Genomic DNA, 25,708 nt, shown 5'->3' with positions numbered 1-25,708 from the left:
TTGACCGGAGATGACCGACTGATGAACACGCCGCAGACCGTTCCCGCCCAGGCTCTCGCAGGGACGGGCGTGACCGCTTCCTTTGATGTCCATGCCAACCTGACCGCCGCCGGTCTGTATGCCCATGCGCTGCGCCGCGGTGAGGGCCGCCTGTCGGCCGATGGCGCCTTCATGGCGGTGACCGGCGTGCATACCGGCCGCTCCGTGGCGGACAAGTTCGTGGCCGACGACCCCGAGGTTTCCAAGGAGATCTGGTGGGGCAAGGTCAACCGGAAGCTGGACCCGGCCAAGTTCGACGCCTTCACCGCCGATGTCCGCAACTGGCTGGGCGAGCGGCAGGAGCTGTTCACCCAGGACCTGTATGCCGGCGCCGACCCGGAACACCGCATCAAGGTCCGTCTGGTGACCACCAATGCGTGGCACGCGCTGTTCGCCCGCAACATGTTCATCCGCCCGCCGGTCGAGGAGCTGGAAGGCTTCACCCCGGACTTCACCATCCTGCACGCGCCGGAGATGGAAGCGCGGCCGGAGCATGGTGGCCGCCCGGATTCCGGCACGTTGATCGCGCTGAGCTTCGCCAAGAAGATCATCGCCATCGCCGGCACCTCCTATGCCGGCGAGATCAAGAAGAGCATCTTCACCGTCATGAACTGGCTGCTGCCGGCCAAGGGCGTGCTGCCGATGCATTGCTCCGCCAATGTCGGAGAAAAGGGCGACACGGCGCTGTTCTTCGGCCTGTCCGGCACCGGCAAGACCACCCTGTCCTCCGACCCCGAGCGGGCGCTGATCGGCGATGACGAGCATGGCTGGTCGGACAAGGGCGTGTTCAACTTCGAGGGCGGCTGCTACGCCAAGGTCATCAAGCTTTCCCAGGAAGCCGAGCCGCAGATCTGGAACGCATCCCACCGCTTCGGCGCGGTGCTCGAGAACGTGGTGGCCGATGAGCGCGGCAATCTCGACCTCGACAATGGCAGCCTGACCGAGAACACCCGCTCCTGCTACCCGATCGAGTTCATCCCCAACACCGCCCCTGGCGGAATGGCGGGGCTGCCGAAGAACGTGGTGATGCTGACGGCCGACGCCTTTGGCGTGCTGCCGCCCATCGCCAAGCTGACCCCGGCCCAGGCCATGTACCACTTCATGTCGGGCTACACCGCCAAGGTGGCCGGCACGGAGAAGGGCCTCGGCAAGGAGCCGCAGGCCACCTTCTCCACCTGCTTCGGCGCCCCCTTCCTGCCGCGCCACCCCGAGGTGTACGGCAAGATGCTGGCCGACCTGATCGCCAAGCACGGCGCCCAGGTGTGGCTGGTGAACACGGGCTGGACCGGTGGCGCCTATGGCACCGGCCACCGCATGTCCATCAAGCACACCCGCGCCCTGCTGCGCGCCGCGCTGGATGGCTCCCTGGCCCAGGCCCAGTTCGTCACCGATCCGTTCTTCGGCCTCGCCGTGCCGCAGAACGTGCCGGGCGTGCCGGCCGAGGTGCTGAACCCGCGCGACTCCTGGGCCGACAAGGCGGCCTATGACAAGCAGGCCAAGCATCTGGTGTCGCTGTTCGAGAAGAACTTCGAAACCTTCGCCGGCGCGGTCAGCGACGAGGTGAAGGCTGCGGCGCTCAAGAGCGCGGCCTGATCCGGCCCGGGCGGCATTGAAACGGGGGCGGGGCCGCGAGGCTCCGCCCTTTTTCGTGGAAAGGGGTCTGCATGGCGCACAAGAAGCCGCACCTGCCGCAGAAGATCTGCGCCGCCTGCGGCCGCCCCTTCGCGTGGCGGCGCAAATGGGCGCGCGACTGGGAGCAGGTGCGCTACTGCTCCGATGCCTGCCGCTCCGAGCGATTTCCGGCGTCCCGGGGGTCGGCCGGACCCGTGCCGCCGCGGCGCTGAAAACGGCGCGGGCTTGGCCGTGAGGGAATGGTCCCGCCAGGCGGGCGGCGATTTTTCCGTGGCATCGCGGTGAATGTGCGTCCATAACGCCGCCCGGGCGGCCCGACTCGGGCAGGCCCGGACCCGCTGGCGAGCGGGAAGCACGAGGCTGCACCGGGCGCGACCCTTGCAAGGGGAGCGTGGCGGCGTTTCCGGCCACATGGTGCGTTCCGCGGTTCCCGCGGCCACCCCATGCCGCCCGAGACGCCGATCGCCCCCATCGGGGGCGAAATCCTGGTCCGGCGTTCGAGGCTGTTCCGCATCGCCCCATGAGACCCCGCGCGCGGCACCGCCCGGCGGGGGGGACGCAAGGCCCGCAGGTAGGAATGCCGCGGGCCGCGATGCCAAGGACGATTCATGTTCGACAACTACTTCCGCAAGGACATCGACTGGGCCGGCAAGACGCTGACGCTGGAGACCGGCAAGGTCGCCCGCCAGGCTGATGGCGCGGTGATGGCCCGGCTCGGCGACACCATCGTGCTCTGCACCGTGGTCGGCGCCCGCAACGTGAAGCCGGGGCAGGATTTCTTCCCGCTCACCGTGAACTACCAGGAAAAGGCCTTCGCGGCCGGCAAGATCCCGGGCGGCTTCTTCAAGCGCGAGGGCCGTCCTTCCGAGGCGGAGACCCTGATCTCCCGCCTGATCGACCGCCCGATCCGCCCGCTGTTCCCGGAAGGGTTCCGCAACGAGGTGCAGGTCATCGCGACGGTGCTGTCGCATGACATGGAGAACAGCCCGGACATCGTGGCGCTGGTCGGTTGCTCCGCCGCGCTGACGCTGTCGGGCATTCCCTTCTTCGGCCCGGTGGGTGCTGCGCGCGTCGGCCTGATCGAGGGCGCTTTCGTGCTGAACCCGACGCTGGAGCAGATGAAGAGCTCCAAGCTCGACTTGGTCGTCGCCGGCACCGCCGAGGGCGTGCTGATGGTGGAGTCGGAGGCGCAGGAGCTGTCCGAGGACGACATGCTGGGCGCCGTGACCTTCGGCCACAAGGGCTTCCAGCCCGTGATCGAGGGCATCATCGAGCTGGCCGAGCGCGCCGCCAAGGAGCCCTGGGACCTGCCCGAGGAAGCGGCCGAAACGGCGGCGCTGAAGAAGAAGCTGGCCGAGCTGGGCAGCGCCTCCATCGGCGAGGCCTACAAGGAAACCCAGAAGCTGCTCCGCCAGCAGAAGGTGGGCGCGGCCAAGAAGGCGCTGCTCGAGCAGCTTTCCGAGGATGAGGCCGCCGCCGCCAAGGGGCTGCTGAAGGAGCTGGAAGCGGACGTCGTCCGCAACGCCATCCTCGACACCGGCATGCGCATCGATGGCCGCGACACCAAGACCGTGCGCCCGATCGTGGCCGAGGTCGGCGTGCTGCCGCGCTCCCATGGCTCGGCGCTGTTCACCCGTGGCGAAACGCAGGCCTTCTGCGTGGCGACGCTCGGCACCGGCCAGGATGAGCAGATCATCGACCAGCTCGCGGGCGAGTACCGCGAGAACTTCATGCTGCACTACAACTTCCCGCCCTATTCGGTGAACGAGACGGGCCGGATGGGCAGCCCCGGCCGCCGCGAGATCGGCCATGGCAAGCTGGCCTGGCGCGCCATCAAGCCGCTGCTGCCGGAGAAGTCCACCTTCCCCTACACCATGCGCGTAGTGTCCGAGATCACCGAGTCGAACGGCTCCTCCTCGATGGCCACCGTTTGCGGCACCTCGCTGTCGCTGATGGATGCCGGCGTGCCGCTGAAGCGCCCCTGCGCCGGCATCGCCATGGGCCTGATCAAGGAGGAGAAGGGCTACGCGGTCCTGTCCGACATCCTGGGCGACGAGGACCATCTCGGGGACATGGACTTCAAGGTGGCCGGCACGGAGGAAGGCATCACCGCCCTCCAGATGGACATCAAGATCACCTCCATCACGCCCGAGATCATGAAGATCGCGCTGGAGCAGGCCAAGGGCGGCCGGCTGCACATCCTGGGCGAGATGGCGAAGGGCCTGACCGGCGCCCGCACCGATGTCGCCTCCAACGCGCCGAAGATCACCGTGATCAACGTGCCGAAGGACAAGATCCGCGAAGTGATCGGCACGGGCGGCAAGGTGATCCGCGACATCGTGGAGACCACCGGCACCAAGATCGACATCGAGGATGACGGCACGATCAAGATCGCGTCCACCTCCCCCGAGGCGACGCAGGCCGCGATCGACCGCATCCGCGGCATCACCGCCGAGCCGGAGGTCGGCGTGATCTACAACGGCACCGTGGTGAAGACCGCCGATTTCGGCGCCTTCGTGAACTTCCTCGGCGCCAAGGACGGCCTCGTCCACATCTCCGAGCTGTCGAATGAGCGCGTCAACAAGACCACCGACATCGTCAAGCAGGGCGACAAGGTGAAGGTGAAGGTGCTGGGCTTCGACGACCGCGGCAAGGTGAAGCTGTCCATGCGGGTTGTGGATCAGGCCACGGGTGCCGATATCAGTGAGCAGGTCGGCGCCCGCCGCCCCCGCGCCGAAAGTGAGGGCGAGGGCGAGGGCGGCGAGCGCCGGGAGCGCCGTGAGCGTCGTCCGCGTCGCGACCACGACTGAGTTGAGCCGGAAGCGGCGGGGACCCCTCCCCGTCGCGCTCACGCCAGATTTCAAAAAATTTCAGGCGTGGGGCTCGGAATGGGTGTGGCCCATTCTAAATGACGCTATCGTGAAATCAGTTTCGGGAACGGTAAGGCTGCGGTGAAGGCAATCAACGCGATCCGGATGGGCGGTGTGGACGTGCTTCCGCTGGTGGAAGGCGGCAAGGGCGTCGCCGTCTCCACGGGGGCATCCTGTGGCGAATGGGCGGGCGCCGGTGGCATCGGCACCTTCTCCGGCGTCAACGCCGACAGCTACGATGCGGATGGCAATGTCATCCGCCAGGTCTATCACGGCCGCACCCGCCGCGACCGCCACGAGGAGCTGGTGGCCTATGGCATCGCCGGCGGCATCGCGCAGGCGCGCGAGGCGCATGAGCGGGCCAATGGCCGCGGCCGCATCCACATCAACGTGCTATGGGAGATGGGCGGCGCCGAGCGCGTGCTGCGTGGCGTGCTGGAAGGCGCCAAGGGGCTGATCAACGGCGTCACCTGCGGCGCCGGCATGCCCTACCGGCTGGCCGAGATCGCCCGCGAGTTCAACGTCTTCTATTACCCCATCGTGTCCTCCGGCCGGGCCTTCGCGGCGCTGTGGAAGCGTTCCTACAGCAAGGCGGCGGAGCTGCTGGGCGGCGTGGTCTATGAGGACCCCTGGCTGGCCGGCGGCCATAACGGCCTGTCCAATTCCGAGGACCCGAACAAGCCCGAGGCGCCTTATGAGCGCGTCCGCAAGCTGCGCGAGCAGATGCGCGCCTTCGGCCTGGGCGACGTGCCGATCATCATGGCCGGCGGCGTCTGGTGGCTGGAGGAATGGGAGGACTGGATCGACAACCCCGAGCTGGGCCCGGTCGCCTTCCAGTTCGGCACCCGCCCGCTGCTGACCCAGGAAAGCCCGATCAGCGAGTCCTGGAAGCAGCGCCTGCTGACGCTGAAGCCGGGCGACGTGCTGCTGCAGCCCTTCTCGCCCACCGGCTTCTATTCCTCGGCCGTGCGCAACGACTTCCTGCGCGACCTGGAGGCCCGCAACGAGCGCCAGGTGGCGGTCAGCCCCGAGCCGGTCGGCGAGCACACCGCCGAATACGGCGTGGGCCCGCGCAAGCGCCTGGTCTGGCTGGCGCCCGGCGACCTGGAGCGCGTGCATCACTGGGAAGCCCAGGGCTACACCGAGGCGCTGCGCACCCCCGACAGCACCCTGGTCTTCGTGACGCCCGAGAATGCGCGGGAAATCCTGAAGGACCAGACCGACTGCATGGGCTGCCTGTCCCATTGCCGGTTTTCCAACTGGACCCAGCACGGGCCGGACTACACCAACGGCAAGAAGGCCGATCCGCGCTCCTTCTGCATCCAGAAGACGCTGCAGGACATCGCCCATGACGGCGCCATCGAGCACAACCTGATGTTCGCCGGCCACAACGCCTATCGCTTCGGCGCGGACCCGTTCTACTCGAACGGCTTCATCCCCTCGGTGAAACAGCTGGTCGAGCGGATCATGTCCGGCCGCTGAGGCCGTTTCAGGAAAAAGGGCGCTGCCGGCCACCGGCAGCGCCCTTTTCTGTTTTCCGGGAATGCAAAGGCGGCCCGCTGCCGCGCGGCATGGTTTCGCGCCTCCTTTCCCACGGGTTGCATTTCCCGGCGTATCTCCCCTTTCCTTTGCCGGGTGGCGGAGGCAGCCTGTGGTTGGCTGTTTGTGCAGAGGCGCGGGTCGGGCCCGCCGGCTTCCGAATGGCCCTCCGAAACGCCTGAACAGGAACAGCCAGAATGTTGTTGTTGATTCCCGGTCCCGTGCAGACCCGTCCCGAAGTGCGGGCTGCCATGGCGGTGGACATCGCCCCCTGGGACCGTGACTTCTTTCCCGAATACATCGCCATCCGCGAGAAGCTGCGCGACATCGCCGGCGGCGTGGCCGGCCAGCATGCCTGCCTGCCATTGCAGGGCGCCGGCCATTTCATCACCGAGGCGGCGATCCGCACCTTCATCCCGGCGCAGGACCGGCCCGGCGCGGGCAAGCTGCTGATCCCGATGAACGGCGCCTATGCCGAGCGCATGGCCCGCCTGGCGCGCGAGGCGGGCCGCGCCATCGTGGCCCTGCCCTGCACGGACAAGCGCAGCATCGCCCCGGCCGAGATCGGCGCGGCGCTCGCCGCGGACCCGGCGATCAGCCATGTCGGCATCGTGTATTCCGAAACCGGCAGCGGCATCGTCAACGACGTACCGGCGATCGGCGCCGTGGCGCGGGAGCATGGCCGCCGCATGATTGTCGATGCCGTCTCGGCCTTCGGCGCGCTGCCCTTCGACCTGAAGGCGCAGCCGGAGGTGGATGCGGTGGTGTTCACCTCCAACAAATGCATCGAGGGGCTGCCGGGTCTCGGCTTCGCCATCTGCCCGATCGGGCGGGTCGAGGCCTCGCGGGGCAACGCCCAGTCCTGGTCCTTCGACCTGGCCGATGTGTTCGACACGGCGCAGCGCACCAGCTGGGGCAGCTTCCGCTTCACGCCGCCGGTGCAGGCGCTGCACGCCTTCGGCATCGCGCTGGACATCTTCCTGGTCGAGGGCGGGCAGCCGGTGCGGCTCGCCCGCTACCGCGAGAATGCCCGCATCCTGCATGAGGGCGGGCAGGCGCTGGGGCTGAAGCCCTATCTCGACCGGGAGCAGCAGGGGCCGGTCATCGTGCTGTTCCACCAGCCCGACCATCCGGCCTTCGAGCTGCAGCGCTTCGTGGATGCGCTGAAGCGGCGCGGCGTGCTGATCAGCAACTTCCACAACACGGCCGAGCCGACCTTCCGCGTCGGCTGCATCGGCCATGTGGGGCCGGACGAGATCCGCTTCGCGCTGGGCGCCATGCGCGGCGCGCTGGAGGAGCTGGGCGTGCGGCTGCGCGAAGCCGCCTGAAAGGGGGCGCGGGCGGCCGTCGTCAGGCCCCCGTTCCGCCCCGGCCGCCGGGCCGCTCGCGGGAACGCCCTGTTCCCGCGCATCCTGTCAGAAGATGAACCCGACCGCCTGCCAGCCGAACCAGCACAGCGCCACCAGCACGCCGGCGGCGAACAGGCAGCCGGCGATGGTCACGACCAGGCCGATGCCGGTGACGCGGCTGTCCTGCTCCACCACGCCCAGGGCCATGATGATGGTGCCGAAGGCCGGTGGCCCGTTGGTGCCCGGCCCGGGCAGGATCAGCATCAGCGCCGCCAGCACGGTCATCCAGCCCACCAGCCGCTCTCCCGCCGGCTCGATGCACCAGCCGGGGCGGGGGCGCACGAAGCGCTCCACCGTCTTCAACCCGCGGGACGACGCGTTCGCCAGCCGCATCAGGTCCGTCCGCTTCACCGTCCTGGCGGCCAGGAAGCGCGGCAGGGAAGGGCGGGTGCGGCCCAGCCCCATCTGCAGGCCCAGGATCAGCATCGGCAGGCCGAACACGCTGGCCATGCCGGGCAGCAGGCTGGGCAGGCACAGCAGCAGGATCAGCAGGCCGAAGGCGCGCTCGCCAAAGGCTTCCGCCATCTCGCCCAGGGTGATGCGCTCCCCGGGAAAGGTGGCGGCGACCTGGGCGATGATGCGGGTGATCGGGGCTGCGGCTGGACCGTGGGATGGCCCGGGAGAGGAGCCACGGGAAACGGCATCGGGCGCGAACTGATCCATCGTGGCGTCCGGCGATGCGGTGCCGGTTCGTCCGTCCATTATCCATCCTCAGAAGCGGGTGGCGGTTGGCCGCGCCAAACCTTACCGGAAAGTTAGGAGCACGAAAGGTGAGCACGCTGCGCGGAGGGTTCAATGCCAGGGCGCGGTTTTCCGCCCTTTCTCGCAGCGCCGGCGCATCCTAACGCGGCAAGGCCGGCAAGGGGAGAAGAATGCATGGACCCGGTGGATCTGGCGCTATGCCTTGCGGTGGATGTGTCCGCCAGCGTGGACTTCGCCGAGTTCGGGCTGATGATCGGCGGCCTGGCCGGGGCCTTCCGGGAAGCGGACATCGCCCAGGCCTGCGCCGCCGGGCCGCGCGGGGCGGTGGCGGTGGCGGTGCTGTTCTGGTCCTCGGCGCAGGAGGTGGCGGTGCCGTGGATGCGGGTGGATGGCGCGGCCGCCGCCGCCGCCCTGGCCGATGCCATCGAGAACGCCCCGCGCCTGCCGCAGCCCGGCGTCACGGCGCTGGGGCCCGGCATGGCGGCCGGGCTGGCGCTGCTGGCGCGCTGCCCGGCCCAGGCGGCGCGGCTGGTGCTGGATGTGTCGGGCGATGGCGCGCACAACCGGGGCCGCGCTCCCGGCGGTGTGCGCGACATCGGGGTGGCCGCCGGCGTCACCCTCAACGCGCTGGCGGTGCTGAACGAGGAGCCCGGCCTGCTGGCGCATTTCGAGGCGGAGGTGATCGGCGGCCCCGGCGCCTTCGCCATGAGCTGCGCCGATTACGTCGATTTCGCCGATGCCATCCGCCGCAAGCTGCGGCGGGAGATCGGCGGCGGCCTGCTGGTGGCGTGAGCTATTCCGCCGCCACCGCTTCCTCCATCCAGGCGGCATCGCGCGGCAGGCGGCGGATCTCGGCCCGCTGGCGCGGCAGCGCCCCGGGATGCTCGGCCTGCAGCCACCCGATCATCTGTTCCCGCACCCAGCAGCGCAGGTCGAAGGCCCGGCCGGCGCTGCTGGCGGAAACCAGCATGCGGACCTGCATGGTGTCGGGGGTGAAATCGGTGACCTGCATGTTCACCACGCGGCGGTCCCAGAGCGGGGTTTCCCGCGCGACCTCCTCCAGCTTGCGCCGCATCGCCTCGATCGGCGCCGAATAATCCACATACAGCATCACCGTGCCGATCAGGGAGGCGCTTTCCCGCGTCCAGTTCTGGAACGGCTTCTCGATGAAATAGGATAAGGGCAGCACCATGCGCCGCCAGTCCCACAGCCGCACCACGACATAGGTGGCGGTGATCTCCTCCACATTGCCCCATTCGCCTTCCACGATCACCGCATCCTCCAGGCGGATCGGCTGGGTGACGGCGAGCTGGACGCCGGCGATCAGGTTCTTCAGCAGGGGCTGCAGCGCCAGGCCCATCACGATGCCCGCGGCACCGGCCGAGGCCAGCAGCGACACGCCATATTGCCGCACCCCGTCGAAGGTCATCAGCGCGACGGAAGCGGTGACCAGCACGATCAGCACGCTGGCGACGCGCTTCAGGATGCGCGACTGGGTGGTGTGCTTGCGGGCGAGGAGGTTGTCCTCGGAATCCAGCTTGAACTTCCGCAGATACACGGTGGTCCAGATGTGCAGCGCGGTCAGCGCCACCCAGCCCACCAGGCAGATGAAGCAGATCGCCAGGGCGTGCCGCGCCACCGCCGCCTGCCCCGCCGAAAGCGGCGCGATGGCCGCGCCGAGGCTGAGCGCCACCACGATCAGGCCGAGCCGGACCGGCCCTTCGGTGCGCTGCACCAGGGACCGCCAGAACAGGTCGCGGCTCTGCACCAGCCGGCTGATGATGCGGAACAGGATGCGGTGCGCCAGCAGGGCGGGCAGCAGCGCGGCCATGAGGACGGCGATGCTGAGCAGCCAGTCCGGCGCCCAGGTGGCGGACGCCACGATGTCCCGCGCGGTTTCGTCGAACTGGTCGAGCAAGAGCTCCTCCGTTTCGCCAGGAACCTCGGTTCAGGGGCAGGAAGGAAAACGCGATTTTCGCGCCGCGGCATGAATGCCGTTCAGGTGGAAAGCATGACGGCGCGGATGGTTACCCGATTCTGCCCGGCTGTCGCGGAAGCGGCCGGGGCGGGACACCCGGCCCTGTATGACGCTAGGGCAGGGTGCGGTCGGCGGCGCCCAGGCCCCGCTGCATCTGCACCACGTCCAGCCAGCGGCCGAATTTCAGCCCGGCGGCGCGCAAGGTGCCGACCTGCCGGAAGCCGAGCGACAGGTGCAGGCCGATGGAACCCACATTCTCCGAATCGCCAATATTGGCGAAGATCTGCCGGTAGCCCGCCTGCTCCGCGCGTTGCAGCAGGGCGGCCACCAGGCTCTTGCCCAGCCCCTGGCCATGCACGTCATGGCGCACATAGATCGAATCCTCGGCCGAGTGGCGATAGGCCGAGCATTCGCGGAACGGGGTGAAATAAGCGAAGCCCAGAACGGCATCCGCCTCCTCCGCCACCAGCCAGGCGCAGCCACGCTCCTGCACGCGCCGCAGCCGGGCGGCCATCGCGGCCTCGTCCGGCGGCTCCTCCTCGAAGGTGCCGGTGCCGTGCAGGACATGGTGGGCGTAGATCGCGGTGATCGCCGGCAGGTCTGCGGGGGTCGCGTCACGCAACGGCATGCAGTCAGTCTCCACCAGGGTCTTCCCCTAGGGGTAGGGTGGGCGGCGGCGGACGGCAAGCGGTCAAGGGCCGCGCCCCGGGCGGGCAGGGGCGCGGGTGGCGGGATCAACGCGCGCGCAGCAGGTCCGGCACGTGCAGCAGGATCATCTCATTGTCATCGGCGCGGGCGAGGTGGCGGCCGGCGCTGAAGGGCAGGTTGTTGTCATTGCCGACAATGATGTGCTCCGCATCCACCATCGCCACGTCCTCGATGGTGAAGAAGGGGAAGCTGAAGCGGTCCCTCGGCACGGAGGCGGCGCGGTCGCCGCTCTGCCGCGACAATCCTTCCGGGTCGCGGATGTCCAGCAGGTCGATATGGGCGAGCTTCCGCACGAAGCCCTCCGCATCCGCGGCGCCGAGATCCACCAGCGAGACGCGCTTGACCCTGGCCGGGGCGGGGAAGCAGCCGGGCGGGTTCCGCCCGTCGGCGCAGGCAAGGGAAGCGTCGCCTTCGCCATTGTCCCGCTCGATCACCAGGGCGCGGCGCTCGTCGATCATGTTGAAATCGCCGATGGCGGTGGCACCGGGCTCCAGCCGCAGCTTCAGGGAGCGGCCGGTCCAGTCGCCCTTCGCCGTGTCAAACTCCATCATCCGCAGGAAGCCGCCCTCGGCCTGGTCGCTGTTCGGCTGGAACAGCGGCTGCTCCAGCAGCGCCCAAAGGCGGGAGCCGTCGGGCAGCATGGCCATGCCCTCATAGCCGCCGGAGCGGCGGACGCGGAAATCGGCCCCGGCGGCCGGCGTGGCGCCCACGGAAACCGCCGGATGGTCCGGGCCGCGCAGCACCTGGCCATCAAGCCGGGTTTCCACCACCTGCCGCACGCGCCCCCCGGCATCGACGCGGATCAGGAAGGGGCCGAATTCCTCGCCGATCCAGAAGCCGGAGCCATCGGGGATGGGCTCGATGCTTTCCGGGTCGAAATCGGCGCCGGTCAGGTAGCGCTCGGCGGTGCCCTCATGGGCGATGCGGAAGGGCACGCGCCGGTCCGGGTCGGACAGGAAGACGGTGCGTTCCACCGCCACCTGGCCGCCCGCCTGCCCGGCGCGGAAATCGGGACGGACCTTGTGGAACATCAGCAGGGCGTCGCCGCTGTTGCGCTTGTTGCCGAAGCCATTGTCCGTCAGCACCCAATAGGCGCCCGGATCGCTGGCCACCGGCTTGATGCCGGAAAAGCCCTGCACCGGCTGGCCGATGAAGGGCAGGGAGATGCCGGTCGGGCGGCCGGACGGCGCAGGGCCGGTGGTGCCGGGCAGGGCGCCCGGGCGGTCCTGGCGCGCGGCGGCGGTGAACTTGCCCGACACCAGCGCATCGCGCGGCGCGTCGGCCGGCGGCAGGGCCATGGTGAAGGCGGGCAGGATGGCGTGGCCGGCCAGCCGGGCCTCGACCTTGCGGTCGGAACCGGCCTGGCCTTGGGCCGGGGCTGTCTGGGCCAGGGCGGCGCCGCCCAGCCCGATCAGGGCGGTGGCGGCCAGCAACAGGGTGCGCATGATCCATCTCTCCGTGCGCCCCGTCCGGGGCGGATGCGATGGGCTGCGCTGATACGGGGCCTGTGTTGCCGCCGCTTGACGGCCGGATGACGAAACCGCGTCAGGGGGCGCGCGCCACCGTGTCCGCCATGCGGGCGCCGCGCTGGCCCAGCTCCAGCTCGGGGCCGGTGGTGCTGTCGCGCCTCGTCTGGTGTTCCATCTCGGCGTTCAGCTCGGCACCCAGCAGCACCACCATGGAGGACAGCCAGATCCAGGTCATGAAGCCGATCACCGCGCCGAGCGAGCCATAGGTCGCGTCGTAATTGCTGAACCGGCTGACATAGATCGAGAAGCCGGCCGAGATCAGCACCCACAGCACCGCCGCGACCATGCCGCCCCAGCTGACCCAGCGCCAGCGGGCCCGTTCCCGGCTGGGGCCATAGCGGTACAGCACCGCCAGCAGCCCGGTGATGATGGCCAGCAGCAGCGGCCAGCGCGCCAGGCGCAGCATCAGCTCGGTGGAGCCGCCCAGCCCCACGAAGGTCAGCGCGACCGGCAGCACCACCACGGCCGCCAGGGCCAGCATCATGAACACCAGCGCCCCCAGGGTGAAGCTGAGGGTCACCACCGTCAGCTTGAGGAAGGAGCGCTTCTCCTTTTCCTCGTAGACGATGTTCAGCGCGTCAAACATCGCCTTGGTGCCCTGGTTGGCGGACCACAGCGCCACCAGCAGGCCGGTGACGGCGCCGAAGCCCAGCGCGCTTTTCTCGCCGGTGGTGAGGCGGGTCAGCTGCTCGTCGATCAGCCGCACGCCACTATCCGGCACGAAGCCGCTGAGCAGCTGCAGGTGCTGCCCGACGATCTGCGGGTCGGCCACATAGCCGTAGAGCGACACCAGCGCCGTGATGGCGGGAAACATCGACAACAGCGCGTAGAAGGTGATGCCGGCGGCCTCGGTCATCACCCGGTCGTTATAGGCCTCGATGAAGGCCCGCTTGATGATGCTCCACCAGCCGCGCGCCGGGATCTGCGCCGGATGCGTCGCGCCGCGGCCCACATCCGAGACCGGGGGCGGCGGCTCCGGCAGGGTGCCCTTGGCCTTGAGGATGGTTTCGCGGACCTGATGCAGCCTTTCGGAGGGGGGCATGAACGTTCCTGGGGTTTTTCCTTGGGGCGCGGCGGCCTGGGGCGCGGGGCGGGAGCGGGCGCCGGTGCGAAAAGCTCCGGCTCAACAACGACCGAGCCCCGGACCGGGTTACGCGGGCCGCGCGCCGAGGCTGGCGCGCGCGCGCCCCAGATGGTCGAAATTCTTCTCCGCCAGCCAGGCGGCGATGGCATCGCGCCGCGCCGGCCATTCATCCTCCAGGATCGAGAACCAGACGGTGTCGCGCCGCCGCCCCTTCACCACCATATGCGCGCGGTGCTCCCCCTCGAAGGTGAAGCCGAGGCGGGCGGCGGCGCGGCGGGAAGGCGCGTTCAGCGCGTTGCACTTCCACACCAGGCGCCGGTAGCCGAGATCGTCCATGGCATGCCGCATCAGCAGGAACATCGCCTCGGTGGCGGCGCGCGAGCGCTGCATGCGGGGGGAGAACCAGATGTTGCCCAGCTCGATCGCGGCGTTGGCGGGCTGGATCTCCATCAGCGTCAGCCAGCCCAGCGCGCGGCCGGAGATGTGCGGGCGCACGGCCCAGGCGATCGGGTCGTGTGTGGTGGCGAAACCGCCCAGGAAGCGGCGGAAGCTGACGGCATCCGGGAAGGGGCCGTAGCCCATATAGGCCCAGCTGTCCCCGGCGCCCTGCACCGCCTCCCACAGCTCCTCCGCATGGCGGATGCCGAGCGGCTCCAGCGTCACCGAGGCGCCGCGATGCGGCACCCGCGCCGGCAGCGGCCGCGGCGTCGGATCGACCTCCGGCCCGACGGGCGGGGGGGGCAGGGATGCGGGTTGGGGTGTGGCGTCGGACGGCTTGCTCATGATAGGCGAAGGCTCACCGCAACCGCGGCCGCATGCAAGCCGTGTCATGGTCCCGTCCCCGGATGTCGCCCCTGGGGCCTCCGTGACTTGCCCGGCGCCCTGGAAAGGCCATCTCTCCGCCGATGAACGCCGAAACCCGACCCGCCTGGAAATCCGCCCACCCGGCCTATTCCACCGAAACGGTGGAGCAGGTGCATCATTGGACGGACCGCCTGTTTTCCTTCCGCTGCACCCGCAGCCCGACGCTCCGCTTCACGGCCGGGCAGTTCGTGATGCTGGGGCTGATGGTGGAAGGCAAGCCGCTGGTGCGCGCCTATTCCGTGGCCTCCCCGCCCTGGGACGAGGGGCTGGAATTCCTGTCGATCAAGGTGCAGGACGGCCCGCTGACCAGCCGGCTGCAGCATGTCCGCGCCGGGGACGAGATCCTGATCGGCCGCAAGCCGGTCGGCACGCTGGTGATGGACGCGCTGCTGCCGGGGCGGACGCTGTGGCTCTACGGCACCGGCACGGGCCTCGCGCCCTTCCTGTCGCTGATCCGGGAACCGGAGGTGTATGACCGGTTCGAGCGGGTGGTGCTGCTGCATGGCGTGCGGCAGGTGGCGGAGCTGGCCTATGCCGACATGATCGAGGCGCTGCCGCAGGACGAGGCGTTGGGCGAGCTGGTTGGCGGCAAGCTGCTCTACTATCCCACCGTGACGCGGGAGCCGTTCCGCAACCAGGGCCGCGTCACCGACCTGATCCGCTCCGGCAAGCTGTTCAGCGATCTCGGCCTGCCCGCCTTCAGCCCGGCGGAGGACCGCGTCATGCTGTGCGGCAGCCCGGAAATGCTGGTCGAGACCAAGGGCCTGCTGGAAGGCATGGGCTTCGAGGAAGGCGCCAACAGCCGCCCCGGCCACTACGTGATCGAAAAGGCCTTCGTCGAGAAATAGGAGAGGGCGGCATTCCGCCGGGAATGCCGCCCCCCTGACCCTGCTGGAGGGGCATCGCCCCTCCCGCGCATTCAGTTGGCCGCTTGGCTGTGCGACGCCTCTTCCTTCTTGCCGCTGGTATAGGTCGGCCCCTGCAGCTTCTCGCCCGGCGCCGGGCGGTTGGGCAGCGGCGGCAGGGCCAGGGCCTTTTGCAGGTCGATGCCCGCCCCTTCCGCGACGCGGCGGCCATAATCCTCGTCGCAATGCCACCAGTGCCAGATCATGCGCAGCGCGATCGGCTCCGGGCATTCCTTCATGTCGGCCACCATGTTGGCGATCAGATCGTCCCGCTCCCAGTCCTCGAAGGAGCGGTAGCGGTCGCCGGCCTGCTTGTAGTCGTCCTGGGTGCGGGCGGTCTGGTAGCGGCCGAGATGGCCTTCCACCCACTGGTGGTATTCCTTGGCCGGGCGCGGCGCTTCCTGCAGCCCGCCCATCATGCTGGGCTCGTAGTTGACGTGCTTGTTCTGCCCACCACGATCCACATGGTAGGCCATCACGCCATCCCGCTGGTTGGTGTGAGCGCGGGCCTTTTCCTGTGGCGCATTGATCGGCAGCTGCAGGTAGTTGGCGCCGACGCGGTAGCGCTGCGTATCCGAATAGGACAGGGTCCGGCCCTGCAGCATCTTGTCGTCCGAGAAGTCGATGCCGTCCACCAGAACGCCGGTGCCGAAGGCGGATTGCTCGACCTCGGCGAAGAAATCGTCCGGCGCGCGGTTCAGCACCATGCGGCCCACGGGCAGCAGCGGGAACTTGTCTTCCGGCCAGCGCTTGGTGTCGTCCAGCGGGTCGAAATCCAGCTCGTCATGCGGATCGTCCGACATGAGCTGCACGCAGAATTCCCATTCCGGATATTCGCCGCGCTCGATCGCGTCATACAGGTCGCGCGTGGCGTGGCCGGTGTCCTTGGCCTGGATCTCGGCCGCCTGCTGGCTGGTGAGGTTCTTCACGCCCTGCTTCGGCACCCAGCTGAACTTCGCCAGATGCGCCACGCCCTCCGCGTTCACCAGCTTGTAGGTGTTGACGGAGGAGCCTTCCATGTGCCGGTAGCTGGCGGGGATGCCCCAGGGACTTTTCACCCAGGTCACCATGTGCAGCGCCTCGGGGTGATGCGCCACGAAGTCGTAGAAGCGCCAGGCCTCCTGCCGGTTGGTCACCGGGTCCGGCTTGAAGGCGTGGATCATGTCCGGGAACTTGATGGCGTCGCGGATGAAGAAGATCCGCAGGTTGTTGCCCACCAGATCCCAGTTGCCGTCCACCGTCTTGAACTTCACCGCGAAGCCGCGCGGGTCGCGCGCCGTTTCGGGGCTGTCCTTGGAGCCGATCACGGTGGAGAAGCGCACGAAAAGCGGCGTCTTCACCCCCGTCTCGGTCAGCACGCGGGCCTTGGTGTACTTGCTGGCGGGCTGGTCGCCGATCTTGCCATAGGCCTCGAAATAGCCATGCGCGCCGGCGCCGCGGGCATGCACCACGCGCTCGGGGATGCGCTCGCGGTCGAAATGCGTGATCTTCTCGATGAACTGGTAGTTTTCCAGCGTGGCCGGGCCACGCTCGCCGACGCTGCGCAGGCTCTGGTTGTCGTAGACGGGGTGGCCCTGCCGCGTCGTCAGCACCTTGCGGTCTTCTGCCATTCTGGTGACGTCCCTTTCGTGTCGGTAGAGGTTCCTGGGTGGAACAGCCGGGCGGGGGATCGGTTCCCTTCTTCCCGGAAGACCGCCGCGCAGGGACGGCGGTGAAACCCAGCAGGCCCGCTACACTTGGTTGCTGAGCGAGCGACACTGTTATGCGCCGCCGCCCTACAAGTGTGGGGTTCCGGGGTCGTCCGGGCAACAGGATAAGGATCGAGCGATGCGCAAATGGCTGATGCTGGGCGTGGGTGCCGCGTGGCTGGGGGCTGCCGGGCTGGCTGCGGCACAGCCGGCGCCCTCCACTGCGCCCCCTCCCGCGCCGCCGGCCGCGGAAGCCGGCCGCCCCGGCCCCGGCGAGCGCCCGGACGGCCCCCCGCATGGCGCCGGCCCGCGGGACGGGATGCGCGGCATGCACGGGATGATGCATGGCCGGCACCGCCCGCCGGCCCCGCCGCTGGGCTCCAGCTTCACCTTCCGGCGGGGCGACACGGAGGTGCGGGTCCGCTGTTCCGACAAGGAGCCGGTGCAGGCCTGCGTCAACGCGGCCAACGCCCTGTTCGACAAGTTCAACGCCACGCCGCGCTGAAGCCGCCGGGGCTGGGCCAGGGCGGCCGCCCTGGCCTAGCCCGCGAAGGCCGGGAAGGAGGAAGGCGAAAGCTGCTCGATGTCCCGCCCGGCCCAGTCGCGGCGCTGCATGCCGTCCCACATGGCCTGCGCCCCTTCCTGCACGGCGCGGCCGAGCTCCACCGGGTCATAGCCCGGCACCACGCCACCCTGCATGACGACGCGGCCATCGATGATGGAGATGTCCAGGTCCTCGGCGGCGGCTGAGAACACCAGGTTGCGGATCGGGTCGCGCAGCGGCGTCATGAACAGGCTGTCGCTGCGCCACAGCAGCAGGTCCGCCTTGGCCCCCGGCGCGATGCGGCCGAGGTCGTCGCGCCCCAGCGCCCGCGCGCCGTTCAGCGTGGCGGCGTTGAACATATCCGCCGCCGTGGCCACCTGCGTCCGCCGGTCCTGGATCTTGGACACCACCGAGGTCCAGCGCATCGCCTCGATCATGCTTTGCGGGCAGGTGTCGGTGGCGAGCGTCATGTTCACCCCGCGCGCCTGATACCGGGCGAAGCTTTCCATGGCGATGCCGCGCCGGGCGAACACCCACACCGCGTGGGCCACATTGGCGCCGCTGTCGGCCAGGATGCCGATGTCGTCGGCGTGGTAATTGGCCCAGGAGCTTTCGCCCGGGATGATGCAATGGCCGAGGATGCAGCGCTCCGACAGGAAGCCGATCTTCTGCAGCCATTCGATCGGGGTGCAGCCATGGCGCCGCGCCATCTCCTGGAATTCCGGCACCGACTGGGAAACATGCAGCGCCAGCGGCACCTTCATGGCCTTCGCCGCCTCGGCCGAGCGGCGCAGCAGCGCTTCCGAGCAGGTGTCCACCTGCATCGGCGTCAGGAAGCCCTTGATGCGGCCATTCTCCCGCCCGTCCACGCGCTCGATGAAGTCGATGGCGGCATCCATGGCGCCGACGCCGTCATCTTCCGACCATTCGTAATCCACGGTGCGGCCATTGTCGGTGAACCAGCGTCCGGAGCGGTAGCCCTGGCCGATATAGGCGCGGAGGCCGCAGCGCGCCGCATGCTCGGCCACCACGTCCCCATGCCAGCCGATCTCCATGATGGTGGTGGTGCCGGTGCGCAGCAGCTCCGGCATGGAATAGGCGATGCAGGCGCGGCGGGTTTCCTCGGTGATGGCGCCATCCCGGGCGGACAGGAACTCGAACAGGCCGGACAGATAGAATTGCCGCGGCCCGCGATCCTCCACGAAGCTCTTGTCCAGCGGGCTCTCGGACAGGTGGGCGTGGGTGTTGATGAAGCCCGGCGTGACCACCTTGTTCGTGGCGTCGATGGTGGCATCCACCGTGCCTTCGAAATCGCGGCCGACATGCAGGATCTTGTTGTCCTCGATCACCACCACGCCATCCCGAAGGTGGCGGTGCCCGCCATTCTGGAAGCCGATGATGTGGGATGCGCGGATCAGCGTGCGTTGCGGCAAGGGATCGTTCCTCCGTCGGGCCTGGAATGGAGCCTTCGGCAGGGCCGGGGCAGCGTCAAGAGCGCAGCTCCCCAGAGCGCGGTCCAGGCCTGCCGGGGAGAGGCCCCGCCCCTTCAGGACCCTCCCTGCCAAAGGCCTGAGGCCTTTGGGAACCCGTCCGGGGGTGCCGGCATGCAGCGGACCCGGTTGGCGGGTCTGTTCAGGGTGGGAAGCGGACATGGAAGGCGCTGCATTCCGGCTGCCGCTCGGCGCCCATATCAGCCATCCAGATCGTTCAGCAGCTTCCTGCAATCCGGAAGTCGCTTTTGACTGCTTCTGGGCCGCAGAGTCAGGGCCAACGAAAAGTGGCCTGGCCGGGCACCGCTCGATGAAGCATCTCAGCTTGGTTGAGCGATCGCCGGATGCACCGGTTGTGCTTCGCCACTGTGTCCGCTCATCGTCCGAAGCGAAGCTGCGCCAGAACGCCGCCACCAATGATCAGAACGCCTCCGAGGATCGAGTAGGCGCTCGGCACCAGCGAGAACATCACCGCGTCGATCAGCATGGCCCACAGAAGGCCGGAGAACTGCCAGGGTGCCAGCTGCGAGGCTTCGCCACGACGTAGCCCGGCCGCAAGGCTGGCCAAGGCTGCCGTCTGGATAAGGGTGCACAGCGCCATGATCGCGAGGGCCCCGAGGCTGAGGGATCGCCAGAAAACCATCATCGGTCCGGCCAGCAATACGGTGCCGACCAGCGCGACCTGCAAGGCGGTGTCCAGGCTGGAGGCCACGGCGCGCAGGCGGCGGATCAGGATCTGGTACAGCGAGTAGGCCACGGCGGCGCCCAGCGCGGCCACGATCCCAAGGCCGACCGGACTGGCACCTGGCCGCACGATCAGCAACATCCCGGAGAAGCCGATGCCGGTGCCGAGCCAGCGGACCCAGGATGCGCGCTCACCGAGGAACAGGCTGCCAAAGGCAGCCAGCAGCAACGGTGTAGTGAAGCCAAGGGCGGAGGCGGTGGTCACCGGCATCAGGCTGTAGGAGACGATCGCCAGGGCATTCGACACCACAAGCGCGGTTGCGGCAGCCCGTTGCTCCCATGCCCGCGGCGGGACAAGAAGGCGCGCCAGGCTGATGCCGGAGCCGGACCATGGGAGCAGGCACAGACTGCCACCAAGCACCATGGCGCAACGAAGAAAGGTCACCTGAAGTGCCGTGAGGCCGTAGCTCTCGACCAGCACCTTGGACAGAGAGTAGCCGACCACGTACAGCAGACTGGAGAACAGTATCAGGCTGATGGCCAAGAGTGGTGCAGAACGGAAGTTCTGCTCTTCTGATGCCTGGGACACAGCCTGCCCTTCTCCTGGATCTCCAAGAGGATGCCCTGCCAATCGGCCGCTGGCCATGCCCTCAAGGAGCCTGCTTCGGGCCGTGTGTGGCAGTGCGGCAACCGCTGCCGAGTGTTTGCTCCTCCCTGCTGTGGTTCGGCAGCGGCCAGGCCGCTTCCAAACCACGCTCGATCATTCAGATGGCCCTGAGACGAGTCCCCTTTGGGTCGAAAGCAGCCTCTCGCCGACTGGGCATCACCCCAAGGGGTGCAGAGGAGGACGCTCTCCTTCCAGTGGAGCTTGAGGGGGGAGGAAACCCCCCCTTCCCATCAGCCAGCCCGGTCGCCTCAGGCCCCGTCCCAGGGCGCGTCCCACGGAAACGCCTTGAGGATACGCGCCGCTTCCTCCCGCCGGAAATCCGTGACCACCTCGACCGGCGCCCAGCCCTGCTGCCGGTTCACCCATTCCGCGACACCGGGCATCCCGGTGCCAAGCACCGGGCGGGAGCCTGGCACGTCGCTGGCCCGTGCCGCGATCACCACGCGCGGAATGCCGAATTGCGCGATCACGGTGCTGCACATCAGGCAGGGTTCGCAGCTGGTGTAGAGGGTGCATCGCTTCAGCGCGGCGGCACTGCCAAGGCGCTTCCAGGCGGCGCGCAGCGCGGTCATCTCGCCATGGGCGGTGGGGTCGCGGTCGGCGCGGACTTGGTTGTGGCCCTCGCCCACCATCTGGCCGTGCTCATCCACCACCACGGCGCCGAAGGGCGCTTGTCCGCGCGCGGCCGCCAACTCGGACTGCGCCAGCGCCAGCCCCATGAACTCCGTGTCCCGGTTCCCGGTCATTCCTGTTCCTCCCTTGATGGCACGGACATGCCGGCCATGGCCTACCCGCCGCCGATCAGAATGCCGGCGGCCAGCACCAGCGCGCCACCCAGCATCACCTTGGCGGTGGCGGCCAGTGGCGGGGTGTCCATGAACTTCCACTGGATCCAGGCGATGGCCAGCAATTCCAGAACGGTGACGATCACCGCCAGGACCGTGGCGGTCCAGAAATCCGGCAGCAGGTAGGGCAGGGTGTGGCCGATGCCGCCGGCCATGGTCATCAGCCCCGACACCAGCCCGCGCAGCAGCGGCGTGCCGCGCCCCGACAGCCTGCCGTCATCGGCCAGGGCCTCGGCGAAGCCCATGGAGATGCCGGCGCCGACACTGGCCGCCAGCCCGACCAGAAAGGCGTCATGCGAGTTCTGCGTGGCGAAGGCGGCGGCGAAGACGGGGGCCAGGGTGGAAACCGAGCCATCCATCAGCCCGATCAGCCCCGGCTGCACGATCTGCAGCACGAAGCGGCGGCGGGCGCTGTCATTCTCGGCCTCGCGCACGCCGCCGGCGAGGTGCTGGCGCTCCATGGCGTCGATGCTGTGGGTGTGGCTGGTCTCAGCCGTGGCCAGGTCGCCCAGCAATTTGCGGATGCCGGCATCAGTGCTGCGCGCCGCAGCGGCGGTGTAGAAGCGGCCGGCATCCTCCTCCATCTGCCGGGCGTGGCGCCGCACCGCCTCAATGCCCAGCGGCAGCACCTGCCAGGCCGGCCGGCGGCGGATCCAGCCGCGGATGTCCTGCCGGCGGATCAGCGGGATATGCGTGCCGAAGCGCTCCACATACAGGTCGATAAGCTGGCGGCGGTGGCCGCTTTCCTCCAGCGCCATTTCCTCGAACACGGCGGCGCTGGCCGGATACTGGGCGCGCAGGCTTTCCGCGAAATCGGAAAAGATGCGGCCATCCTCCTCCTCGTTGGAGATGGCCAGGGCGAGAAGCTCGCGCTCGGAAAGGTCCTTGAGGCTCGGCATGGACGCAGCATGCCCTGGTTACCACAAAAATCAAGTAATTCCAAAATGATGAGAGCAGTTCTTAATCTCATTCGCAATAATGGGGTAGGGTTTTACTGTTCTTCCTGGGTGCGGTGGGCAAGGCTCAAGAAAAGGCGGCGGGCATTTCCTGATCCCGCCCCGCCGGCGGCCGCGCTTCGCGCCCGGCCGGGCCGGACCAGGCAAGGCCCCGCCCGCGCTGGCCTCGCGCCGCACTTGCCCTTATCTTCCGCCGCACCCGAGACGGACGGAACTTCACCCCGATGCGCGACGAGAAGCTGACCGGCTACACCCCGACCCTGATCCCCGGCGTAACGCCGGAGGAGAAGACCATCGTCCAGAGCCGCAAGGTCGCCTGCAACAATGGCGGCGGCACGATGGGCCACCCCATGGTCTATCTGCGCATCGAGGACACCCAGGTCACCTGCCCCTATTGCTCCCGCACCTATGTGCTGGCCGAGGGCGCCGGGGATGACGGCCACCACTGAGGCACCCGCCGCGCCGCGAGGCGCGGGGCACGCTTCGGGATTTTGTTTCGCGGGCATCGCGGCCCGGCCAGGCATCGGCGCCTGACCGGGCGGCGGCGCCCAGGCAGGAAAGGCGAACACCATGGCGGATGCGGCGGTCAGCCCCGAGATCCTGGCCGAACCCGTGAAGGAGGCCGAGCCGCATCTGATCCTGGTGGATGGCTCCGGCTACATCTTCCGCGCCTTCCACGCCCTGCCGCCGATGACGCGGCCGGATGGCGTGCCGGTGAACGCGGTGTTCGGCTTCACCAACATGCTGGGCCAGTTCCTGACCCGTCATGCCGGCACCCATATCGCGGTGGTGTTCGACGCCTCCCGCGTCACCTTCCGCAACGCCATCTACGACCAGTACAAGGCGCACCGCCCCGAGGCGCCGCCCGAGCTGGTGCCGCAATTCGCCCTGATCCGCGAGGCCACCGCCGCCTATGGCGTCGCCTGCATCGAGCTGGACGGCTACGAGGCGGATGACCTGATCGGCGCCTATGCCAAGGGCTTCGAGGCGCTGGGCGGGCAGGTCACCATCGTCTCCTCCGACAAGGACCTGATGCAGCTGGTGCGCCCCGGCGTGCAGCTGCTGGACCCGATCAAGCAGAAGCCGATCCGCGAGCCGGAGGTGCTGGAAAAGTTCGGCGTCACCCCCGACAAGGTGGTGGACGTGCAGGCGCTCGCCGGCGACAGCACGGACAACGTGCCCGGCGTGCCCGGCATCGGCATCAAGACCGCCGCCGCGCTGATCAACGAATATGGCGACCTGGAAGGGCTGCTGGCCGCCGCGCCGGGGATCAAGCAGCCGAAGCGGCGCGAGGCGCTGCTCAGCAACGCCGAGCTGGCGCGCATCAGCAAGAAGCTGGTGACGCTCGATTGCGACGCGCCGCTGCCGCGCCCGATCGACGAGCTGCTGGCCCGTCCGCCGGAGCCGGGGCGCCTCGCCGGCTTCCTGCGCGAACAGGGCTTCCGTTCCCTGCTGCACCGCATGGGCCTTGATGGCGACGCCGCGCCCGAGACGGCGCCGGTCAGCCGCCCGCGCTTCGCGCCGCAACTGCCCGAGGCCGCGCCCGGCACCGTCACCGAGATCACCCCCGCCGCCGACGAGGCCCCCTTCGGCCCGTATGAGACGGTGGTGGACGAAGCAGGCCTCGCCCCCTTCATCGCCGCCGCGCGGGAAGCCGGGGTGGTGGCGGTGGACACCGAAACGGACAGCCTGGACGCGCTGCACGCCAACCTGGTGGGCATCTCGCTGGCCGTGGCGCCAGGCAAGGCCTGCTACATCCCGCTACGGCACGGCCCGCCGCCTGGAACGGGCGACATGCTGCAGGAAGCGCCCGTCGCCCCCGCGCAGATGAGCCAGGAGGCTGCCATCGCCGCGCTGAAGCCGCTGCTGGAGGACCCGGCGGTGATGAAGGTGCTGCACAACGCCAAATACGACCTGGAGGTGCTGTGCCGGGCGGAGCATGGCGGCATCGCCGTTTCGCCGGTCGATGACACCATGCTGATCTCCTACAGCATGGATGCCGGCCGGCACGGCCATGGCATGGACGAGCTGTCGCTGCGCCATCTCGGCCACAGGCCCATCACCTATGACGAGGTGACGGGCACCGGCCGCGCCCGCATCCCCTTCGGCCAGGTGGCGCTCGACAAGGCCACCGCCTACGCCGCCGAGGATGCCGATGTCACGCTGCGGCTGTGGCGCGCGCTGAAGCCGCGCCTGCGCCCCGATCAGGCCCTGGCGCTCTACGAGCAGGTGGAGCGCCGCATGATCGCCGTGCTGCGCGACATGGAGATCGCCGGCATCAAGGTGGATGGCGCCGAACTGACCCGCATCGGCGAGGATTTCTCCGCGCGCATGGTGGTGCTGGAGAAGGAGATCCACGAGCTGGCCGGCAAGCCGTTCAATGTCGGCTCCCCCAAGCAGCTTGGCGAGATCCTGTTCGACGAGCAGAAGCTGCCGGGCGGCAAGCGCGGCAAGGCGGGCGCCTGGGGCACCGATGCGGCGGTGCTGGAGGACCTTGCCTCCCGCGGGCACGAGCTGCCGCGCAAGGTGCTGCACTGGCGCCAGCTGGCGAAGCTGAAATCCACCTATGTGGAAGGGCTCGCCGCGCAGATCGACCCGCGCGACAAGCGGGTGCACACCGATTTCTCCATGGCCATCACCTCGACGGGGCGGCTTTCCTCCACCGAGCCCAACCTGCAGAACATCCCGATCCGCACGGAGGAAGGCGCGCGCATCCGCCGCGCCTTCGTGGCCGAGCCGGGCCATGTGCTGCTGGCCGCCGACTATTCGCAGATCGAGCTCCGGCTGCTGGCGCATCTGGCCGACGTGCCCTCGCTCCGCGAAGCTTTCGAGAAGGGCGAGGACATCCACAGCCGCACGGCGGCGGACATCTTCAACCTCGCGCCCGACCAGGTGGACCGCGAGGCGCGGCGGCGCGCCAAGACCATCAATTTCGGCATCATCTACGGCATGTCGGCCTTTGGCCTGGCCTCCCGCCTCGGCATCCCGGCGGCCGAGGCGCGCTCCATCATCGAGGCCTATTTCTCCCGCTATCCCGGCATCCTGGAGGAAATGGAGCGGCTGAAATCCGAGGCGCGGGAGAAGGGCTACGTCACCACGCCCTTCGGCCGCAAGCTGTGGATCGACGGCATCCAGGCCAAGGAACAGGCCCGCCGCGGCAATGCCGAGCGCGCCGCCATCAACGCCCCCTTCCAGGGCGGCGCCGCCGAGATCATCAAGCGCGCCATGGTGCGCATGCCGCGCGCCCTCCGGGAAGCCGGCCTGTCCGCCCGCATGCTGCTGCAGGTGCATGACGAATTGCTGTTCGAGGTGCCGGAAGCGGAAATCGAGGCCACCGCCGAATGCGTGCGGCAGGTGATGGAAAGCGTGGCCGAACTGCGCGTGCCGCTGAAGGCCGAGATCGGGCACGGGCCGAACTGGGGCGTCGCGCACTGAGGGACGTGTTCCGGCGTGGTTGAACCACCCCAAGGGAGCAAAAGAATCTGGGGTGGTTGAACCACCCCAGACCCTGACATCAACGGCCTTTGCGGAGGTTGCGCGCCGGAGGTCCATGACCTCCGGCGACCGGAGCCTCA

Annotated in this window: 21 protein-coding genes; 10 read left to right on the top strand and 11 right to left on the bottom strand. The window is 68.9% G+C overall.

The window, feature by feature from the left end; genetic code table 11:
• Positions 1-21: 21 nt before the first annotated feature.
• The 5 genes from F0Q34_RS06765 (at position 22) to F0Q34_RS06745 (ending at position 7,408) form a co-directional block, all read left to right on the top strand.
• Positions 22-1,632, top strand: coding sequence for a phosphoenolpyruvate carboxykinase (locus tag F0Q34_RS06765; protein WP_149811775.1), 1,611 nt, complete (start codon positions 22-24; stop codon positions 1,630-1,632).
• 71 nt (positions 1,633-1,703) lie between these two features.
• On the top strand, positions 1,704-1,883 hold the full coding sequence (locus tag F0Q34_RS06760) for a DUF2256 domain-containing protein (RefSeq protein WP_149811418.1): 180 nt from the start codon (positions 1,704-1,706) through the stop codon (positions 1,881-1,883).
• A gap of 396 nt (positions 1,884-2,279) precedes the next feature.
• Entirely contained in the window at positions 2,280-4,481 is a 2,202-nt protein-coding gene (pnp, locus tag F0Q34_RS06755; RefSeq protein WP_149811417.1) for a polyribonucleotide nucleotidyltransferase, read from the top strand.
• Positions 4,482-4,622: 141 nt separating this feature from the next.
• On the top strand, positions 4,623-6,023 hold the full coding sequence (locus tag F0Q34_RS06750; protein WP_149811416.1) for an NAD(P)H-dependent flavin oxidoreductase: 1,401 nt from the start codon (positions 4,623-4,625) through the stop codon (positions 6,021-6,023).
• Positions 6,024-6,277: 254 nt separating this feature from the next.
• Positions 6,278-7,408: a 2-aminoethylphosphonate--pyruvate transaminase gene (locus tag F0Q34_RS06745; protein ID WP_149811415.1), complete on the top strand. Its 1,131-nt coding sequence runs from the start codon at positions 6,278-6,280 to the stop codon at positions 7,406-7,408.
• A gap of 87 nt (positions 7,409-7,495) precedes the next feature.
• On the opposite strand, the gene F0Q34_RS06740 is transcribed toward F0Q34_RS06745, so the two are convergent.
• Positions 7,496-8,191, bottom strand: a complete 696-nt coding sequence (locus F0Q34_RS06740; RefSeq protein WP_241665364.1) for an exopolysaccharide biosynthesis protein — start codon at positions 8,189-8,191, stop codon at positions 7,496-7,498.
• Between the two features lie 174 nt (positions 8,192-8,365).
• Between F0Q34_RS06740 and F0Q34_RS06735 the strand changes: the two genes are divergently transcribed.
• A complete protein-coding gene (locus tag F0Q34_RS06735) occupies positions 8,366-8,983 on the top strand; it encodes a DUF1194 domain-containing protein (protein ID WP_149811414.1) in 618 nt (205 codons plus the stop codon).
• A 1-nt stretch (position 8,984) separates the two neighbouring features.
• Here the strand turns inward: F0Q34_RS06735 and F0Q34_RS06730 are convergent, their stop codons facing one another.
• From F0Q34_RS06730 to F0Q34_RS06710, 5 genes are all read right to left on the bottom strand, one after another.
• Positions 8,985-10,109, bottom strand: coding sequence for a mechanosensitive ion channel family protein (locus tag F0Q34_RS06730; protein WP_206667962.1), 1,125 nt, complete (start codon positions 10,107-10,109; stop codon positions 8,985-8,987).
• A 172-nt stretch (positions 10,110-10,281) separates the two neighbouring features.
• Positions 10,282-10,797 carry a GNAT family N-acetyltransferase gene (locus F0Q34_RS06725; protein ID WP_149811413.1) on the bottom strand — a complete coding sequence of 172 codons (516 nt, stop codon included), beginning with the start codon at positions 10,795-10,797 and terminating at the stop codon, positions 10,282-10,284.
• A 106-nt stretch (positions 10,798-10,903) separates the two neighbouring features.
• Positions 10,904-12,322: an esterase-like activity of phytase family protein gene (locus tag F0Q34_RS06720; protein ID WP_149811412.1), complete on the bottom strand. Its 1,419-nt coding sequence runs from the start codon at positions 12,320-12,322 to the stop codon at positions 10,904-10,906.
• 100 nt (positions 12,323-12,422) lie between these two features.
• Complete coding sequence (locus tag F0Q34_RS06715; RefSeq protein WP_149811411.1) at positions 12,423-13,448, bottom strand: YihY/virulence factor BrkB family protein; 1,026 nt, start codon at positions 13,446-13,448, stop codon at positions 12,423-12,425.
• A gap of 108 nt (positions 13,449-13,556) precedes the next feature.
• Entirely contained in the window at positions 13,557-14,273 is a 717-nt protein-coding gene (locus F0Q34_RS06710) for a GNAT family N-acetyltransferase (protein WP_149811410.1), read from the bottom strand.
• A 122-nt stretch (positions 14,274-14,395) separates the two neighbouring features.
• Between F0Q34_RS06710 and F0Q34_RS06705 the strand changes: the two genes are divergently transcribed.
• Positions 14,396-15,202, top strand: coding sequence for a ferredoxin--NADP reductase (locus F0Q34_RS06705; protein WP_149811409.1), 807 nt, complete (start codon positions 14,396-14,398; stop codon positions 15,200-15,202).
• Between the two features lie 71 nt (positions 15,203-15,273).
• On the opposite strand, the gene F0Q34_RS06700 is transcribed toward F0Q34_RS06705, so the two are convergent.
• The gene (locus F0Q34_RS06700; RefSeq protein WP_149811408.1) at positions 15,274-16,869 is read right to left on the bottom strand and encodes a catalase; all 1,596 of its coding nucleotides are present in this window, start codon (positions 16,867-16,869) and stop codon (positions 15,274-15,276) included.
• Between the two features lie 217 nt (positions 16,870-17,086).
• Here F0Q34_RS06700 and F0Q34_RS06695 point away from each other — a divergent pair, with 217 nt between their 5' ends.
• The gene (locus F0Q34_RS06695) at positions 17,087-17,452 is read left to right on the top strand and encodes a hypothetical protein (RefSeq protein WP_149811407.1); all 366 of its coding nucleotides are present in this window, start codon (positions 17,087-17,089) and stop codon (positions 17,450-17,452) included.
• Between the two features lie 35 nt (positions 17,453-17,487).
• Here F0Q34_RS06695 and F0Q34_RS06690 read toward each other — a convergent pair whose 3' ends face one another.
• The 4 genes from F0Q34_RS06690 to mbfA form a co-directional block, all read right to left on the bottom strand.
• Complete coding sequence (locus tag F0Q34_RS06690) at positions 17,488-18,924, bottom strand: chlorohydrolase family protein (RefSeq protein WP_149811406.1); 1,437 nt, start codon at positions 18,922-18,924, stop codon at positions 17,488-17,490.
• Positions 18,925-19,357: 433 nt separating this feature from the next.
• Positions 19,358-20,209: a DMT family transporter gene (locus F0Q34_RS06685; protein WP_161600787.1), complete on the bottom strand. Its 852-nt coding sequence runs from the start codon at positions 20,207-20,209 to the stop codon at positions 19,358-19,360.
• Between the two features lie 371 nt (positions 20,210-20,580).
• Positions 20,581-21,078, bottom strand: a complete 498-nt coding sequence (locus F0Q34_RS06680; protein WP_149811404.1) for a nucleoside deaminase — start codon at positions 21,076-21,078, stop codon at positions 20,581-20,583.
• A 41-nt stretch (positions 21,079-21,119) separates the two neighbouring features.
• On the bottom strand, positions 21,120-22,076 hold the full coding sequence (mbfA, locus tag F0Q34_RS06675; RefSeq protein ID WP_149811403.1) for an iron exporter MbfA: 957 nt from the start codon (positions 22,074-22,076) through the stop codon (positions 21,120-21,122).
• A 281-nt stretch (positions 22,077-22,357) separates the two neighbouring features.
• Between mbfA and F0Q34_RS06670 the strand changes: the two genes are divergently transcribed.
• Both F0Q34_RS06670 and polA read left to right on the top strand, forming a co-directional pair.
• A complete protein-coding gene (locus F0Q34_RS06670) occupies positions 22,358-22,582 on the top strand; it encodes a zinc-finger domain-containing protein (protein WP_149811402.1) in 225 nt (74 codons plus the stop codon).
• A gap of 121 nt (positions 22,583-22,703) precedes the next feature.
• Entirely contained in the window at positions 22,704-25,568 is a 2,865-nt protein-coding gene (gene polA / locus F0Q34_RS06665) for a DNA polymerase I (protein ID WP_149811401.1), read from the top strand.
• Positions 25,569-25,708 lie beyond the last annotated feature (140 nt).

It is taken from the genome of Teichococcus oryzae, assembly GCF_008386565.1.
Classification (GTDB): domain Bacteria; phylum Pseudomonadota; class Alphaproteobacteria; order Acetobacterales; family Acetobacteraceae; genus Pseudoroseomonas; species Pseudoroseomonas oryzae.
Note: the sequence above shows the minus strand (reverse complement) of the source record. Positions and strands in the feature narration are given on the sequence as shown.

Coding starts and splice junctions, on each gene's coding strand:
- F0Q34_RS06710 (WP_149811410.1), bottom strand. CDS start 14,273: ATGAGCAAGCCGTCCGACGCCACACCCCAACCCGCATCCCTGCCCCCC.
- polA (WP_149811401.1), top strand. CDS start 22,704: ATGGCGGATGCGGCGGTCAGCCCCGAGATCCTGGCCGAACCCGTGAAG.
- F0Q34_RS06695 (WP_149811407.1), top strand. CDS start 17,087: ATGCGCAAATGGCTGATGCTGGGCGTGGGTGCCGCGTGGCTGGGGGCT.
- F0Q34_RS06670 (WP_149811402.1), top strand. CDS start 22,358: ATGCGCGACGAGAAGCTGACCGGCTACACCCCGACCCTGATCCCCGGC.
- F0Q34_RS06720 (WP_149811412.1), bottom strand. CDS start 12,322: ATGCGCACCCTGTTGCTGGCCGCCACCGCCCTGATCGGGCTGGGCGGC.
- F0Q34_RS06680 (WP_149811404.1), bottom strand. CDS start 21,078: ATGACCGGGAACCGGGACACGGAGTTCATGGGGCTGGCGCTGGCGCAG.
- F0Q34_RS06735 (WP_149811414.1), top strand. CDS start 8,366: ATGGACCCGGTGGATCTGGCGCTATGCCTTGCGGTGGATGTGTCCGCC.
- F0Q34_RS06715 (WP_149811411.1), bottom strand. CDS start 13,448: ATGCCCCCCTCCGAAAGGCTGCATCAGGTCCGCGAAACCATCCTCAAG.
- pnp (WP_149811417.1), top strand. CDS start 2,280: ATGTTCGACAACTACTTCCGCAAGGACATCGACTGGGCCGGCAAGACG.
- F0Q34_RS06725 (WP_149811413.1), bottom strand. CDS start 10,797: ATGCCGTTGCGTGACGCGACCCCCGCAGACCTGCCGGCGATCACCGCG.
- mbfA (WP_149811403.1), bottom strand. CDS start 22,076: ATGCCGAGCCTCAAGGACCTTTCCGAGCGCGAGCTTCTCGCCCTGGCC.
- F0Q34_RS06760 (WP_149811418.1), top strand. CDS start 1,704: ATGGCGCACAAGAAGCCGCACCTGCCGCAGAAGATCTGCGCCGCCTGC.
- F0Q34_RS06765 (WP_149811775.1), top strand. CDS start 22: ATGAACACGCCGCAGACCGTTCCCGCCCAGGCTCTCGCAGGGACGGGC.
- F0Q34_RS06740 (WP_241665364.1), bottom strand. CDS start 8,191: ATGGACGGACGAACCGGCACCGCATCGCCGGACGCCACGATGGATCAG.
- F0Q34_RS06700 (WP_149811408.1), bottom strand. CDS start 16,869: ATGGCAGAAGACCGCAAGGTGCTGACGACGCGGCAGGGCCACCCCGTC.
- F0Q34_RS06705 (WP_149811409.1), top strand. CDS start 14,396: ATGAACGCCGAAACCCGACCCGCCTGGAAATCCGCCCACCCGGCCTAT.
- F0Q34_RS06745 (WP_149811415.1), top strand. CDS start 6,278: ATGTTGTTGTTGATTCCCGGTCCCGTGCAGACCCGTCCCGAAGTGCGG.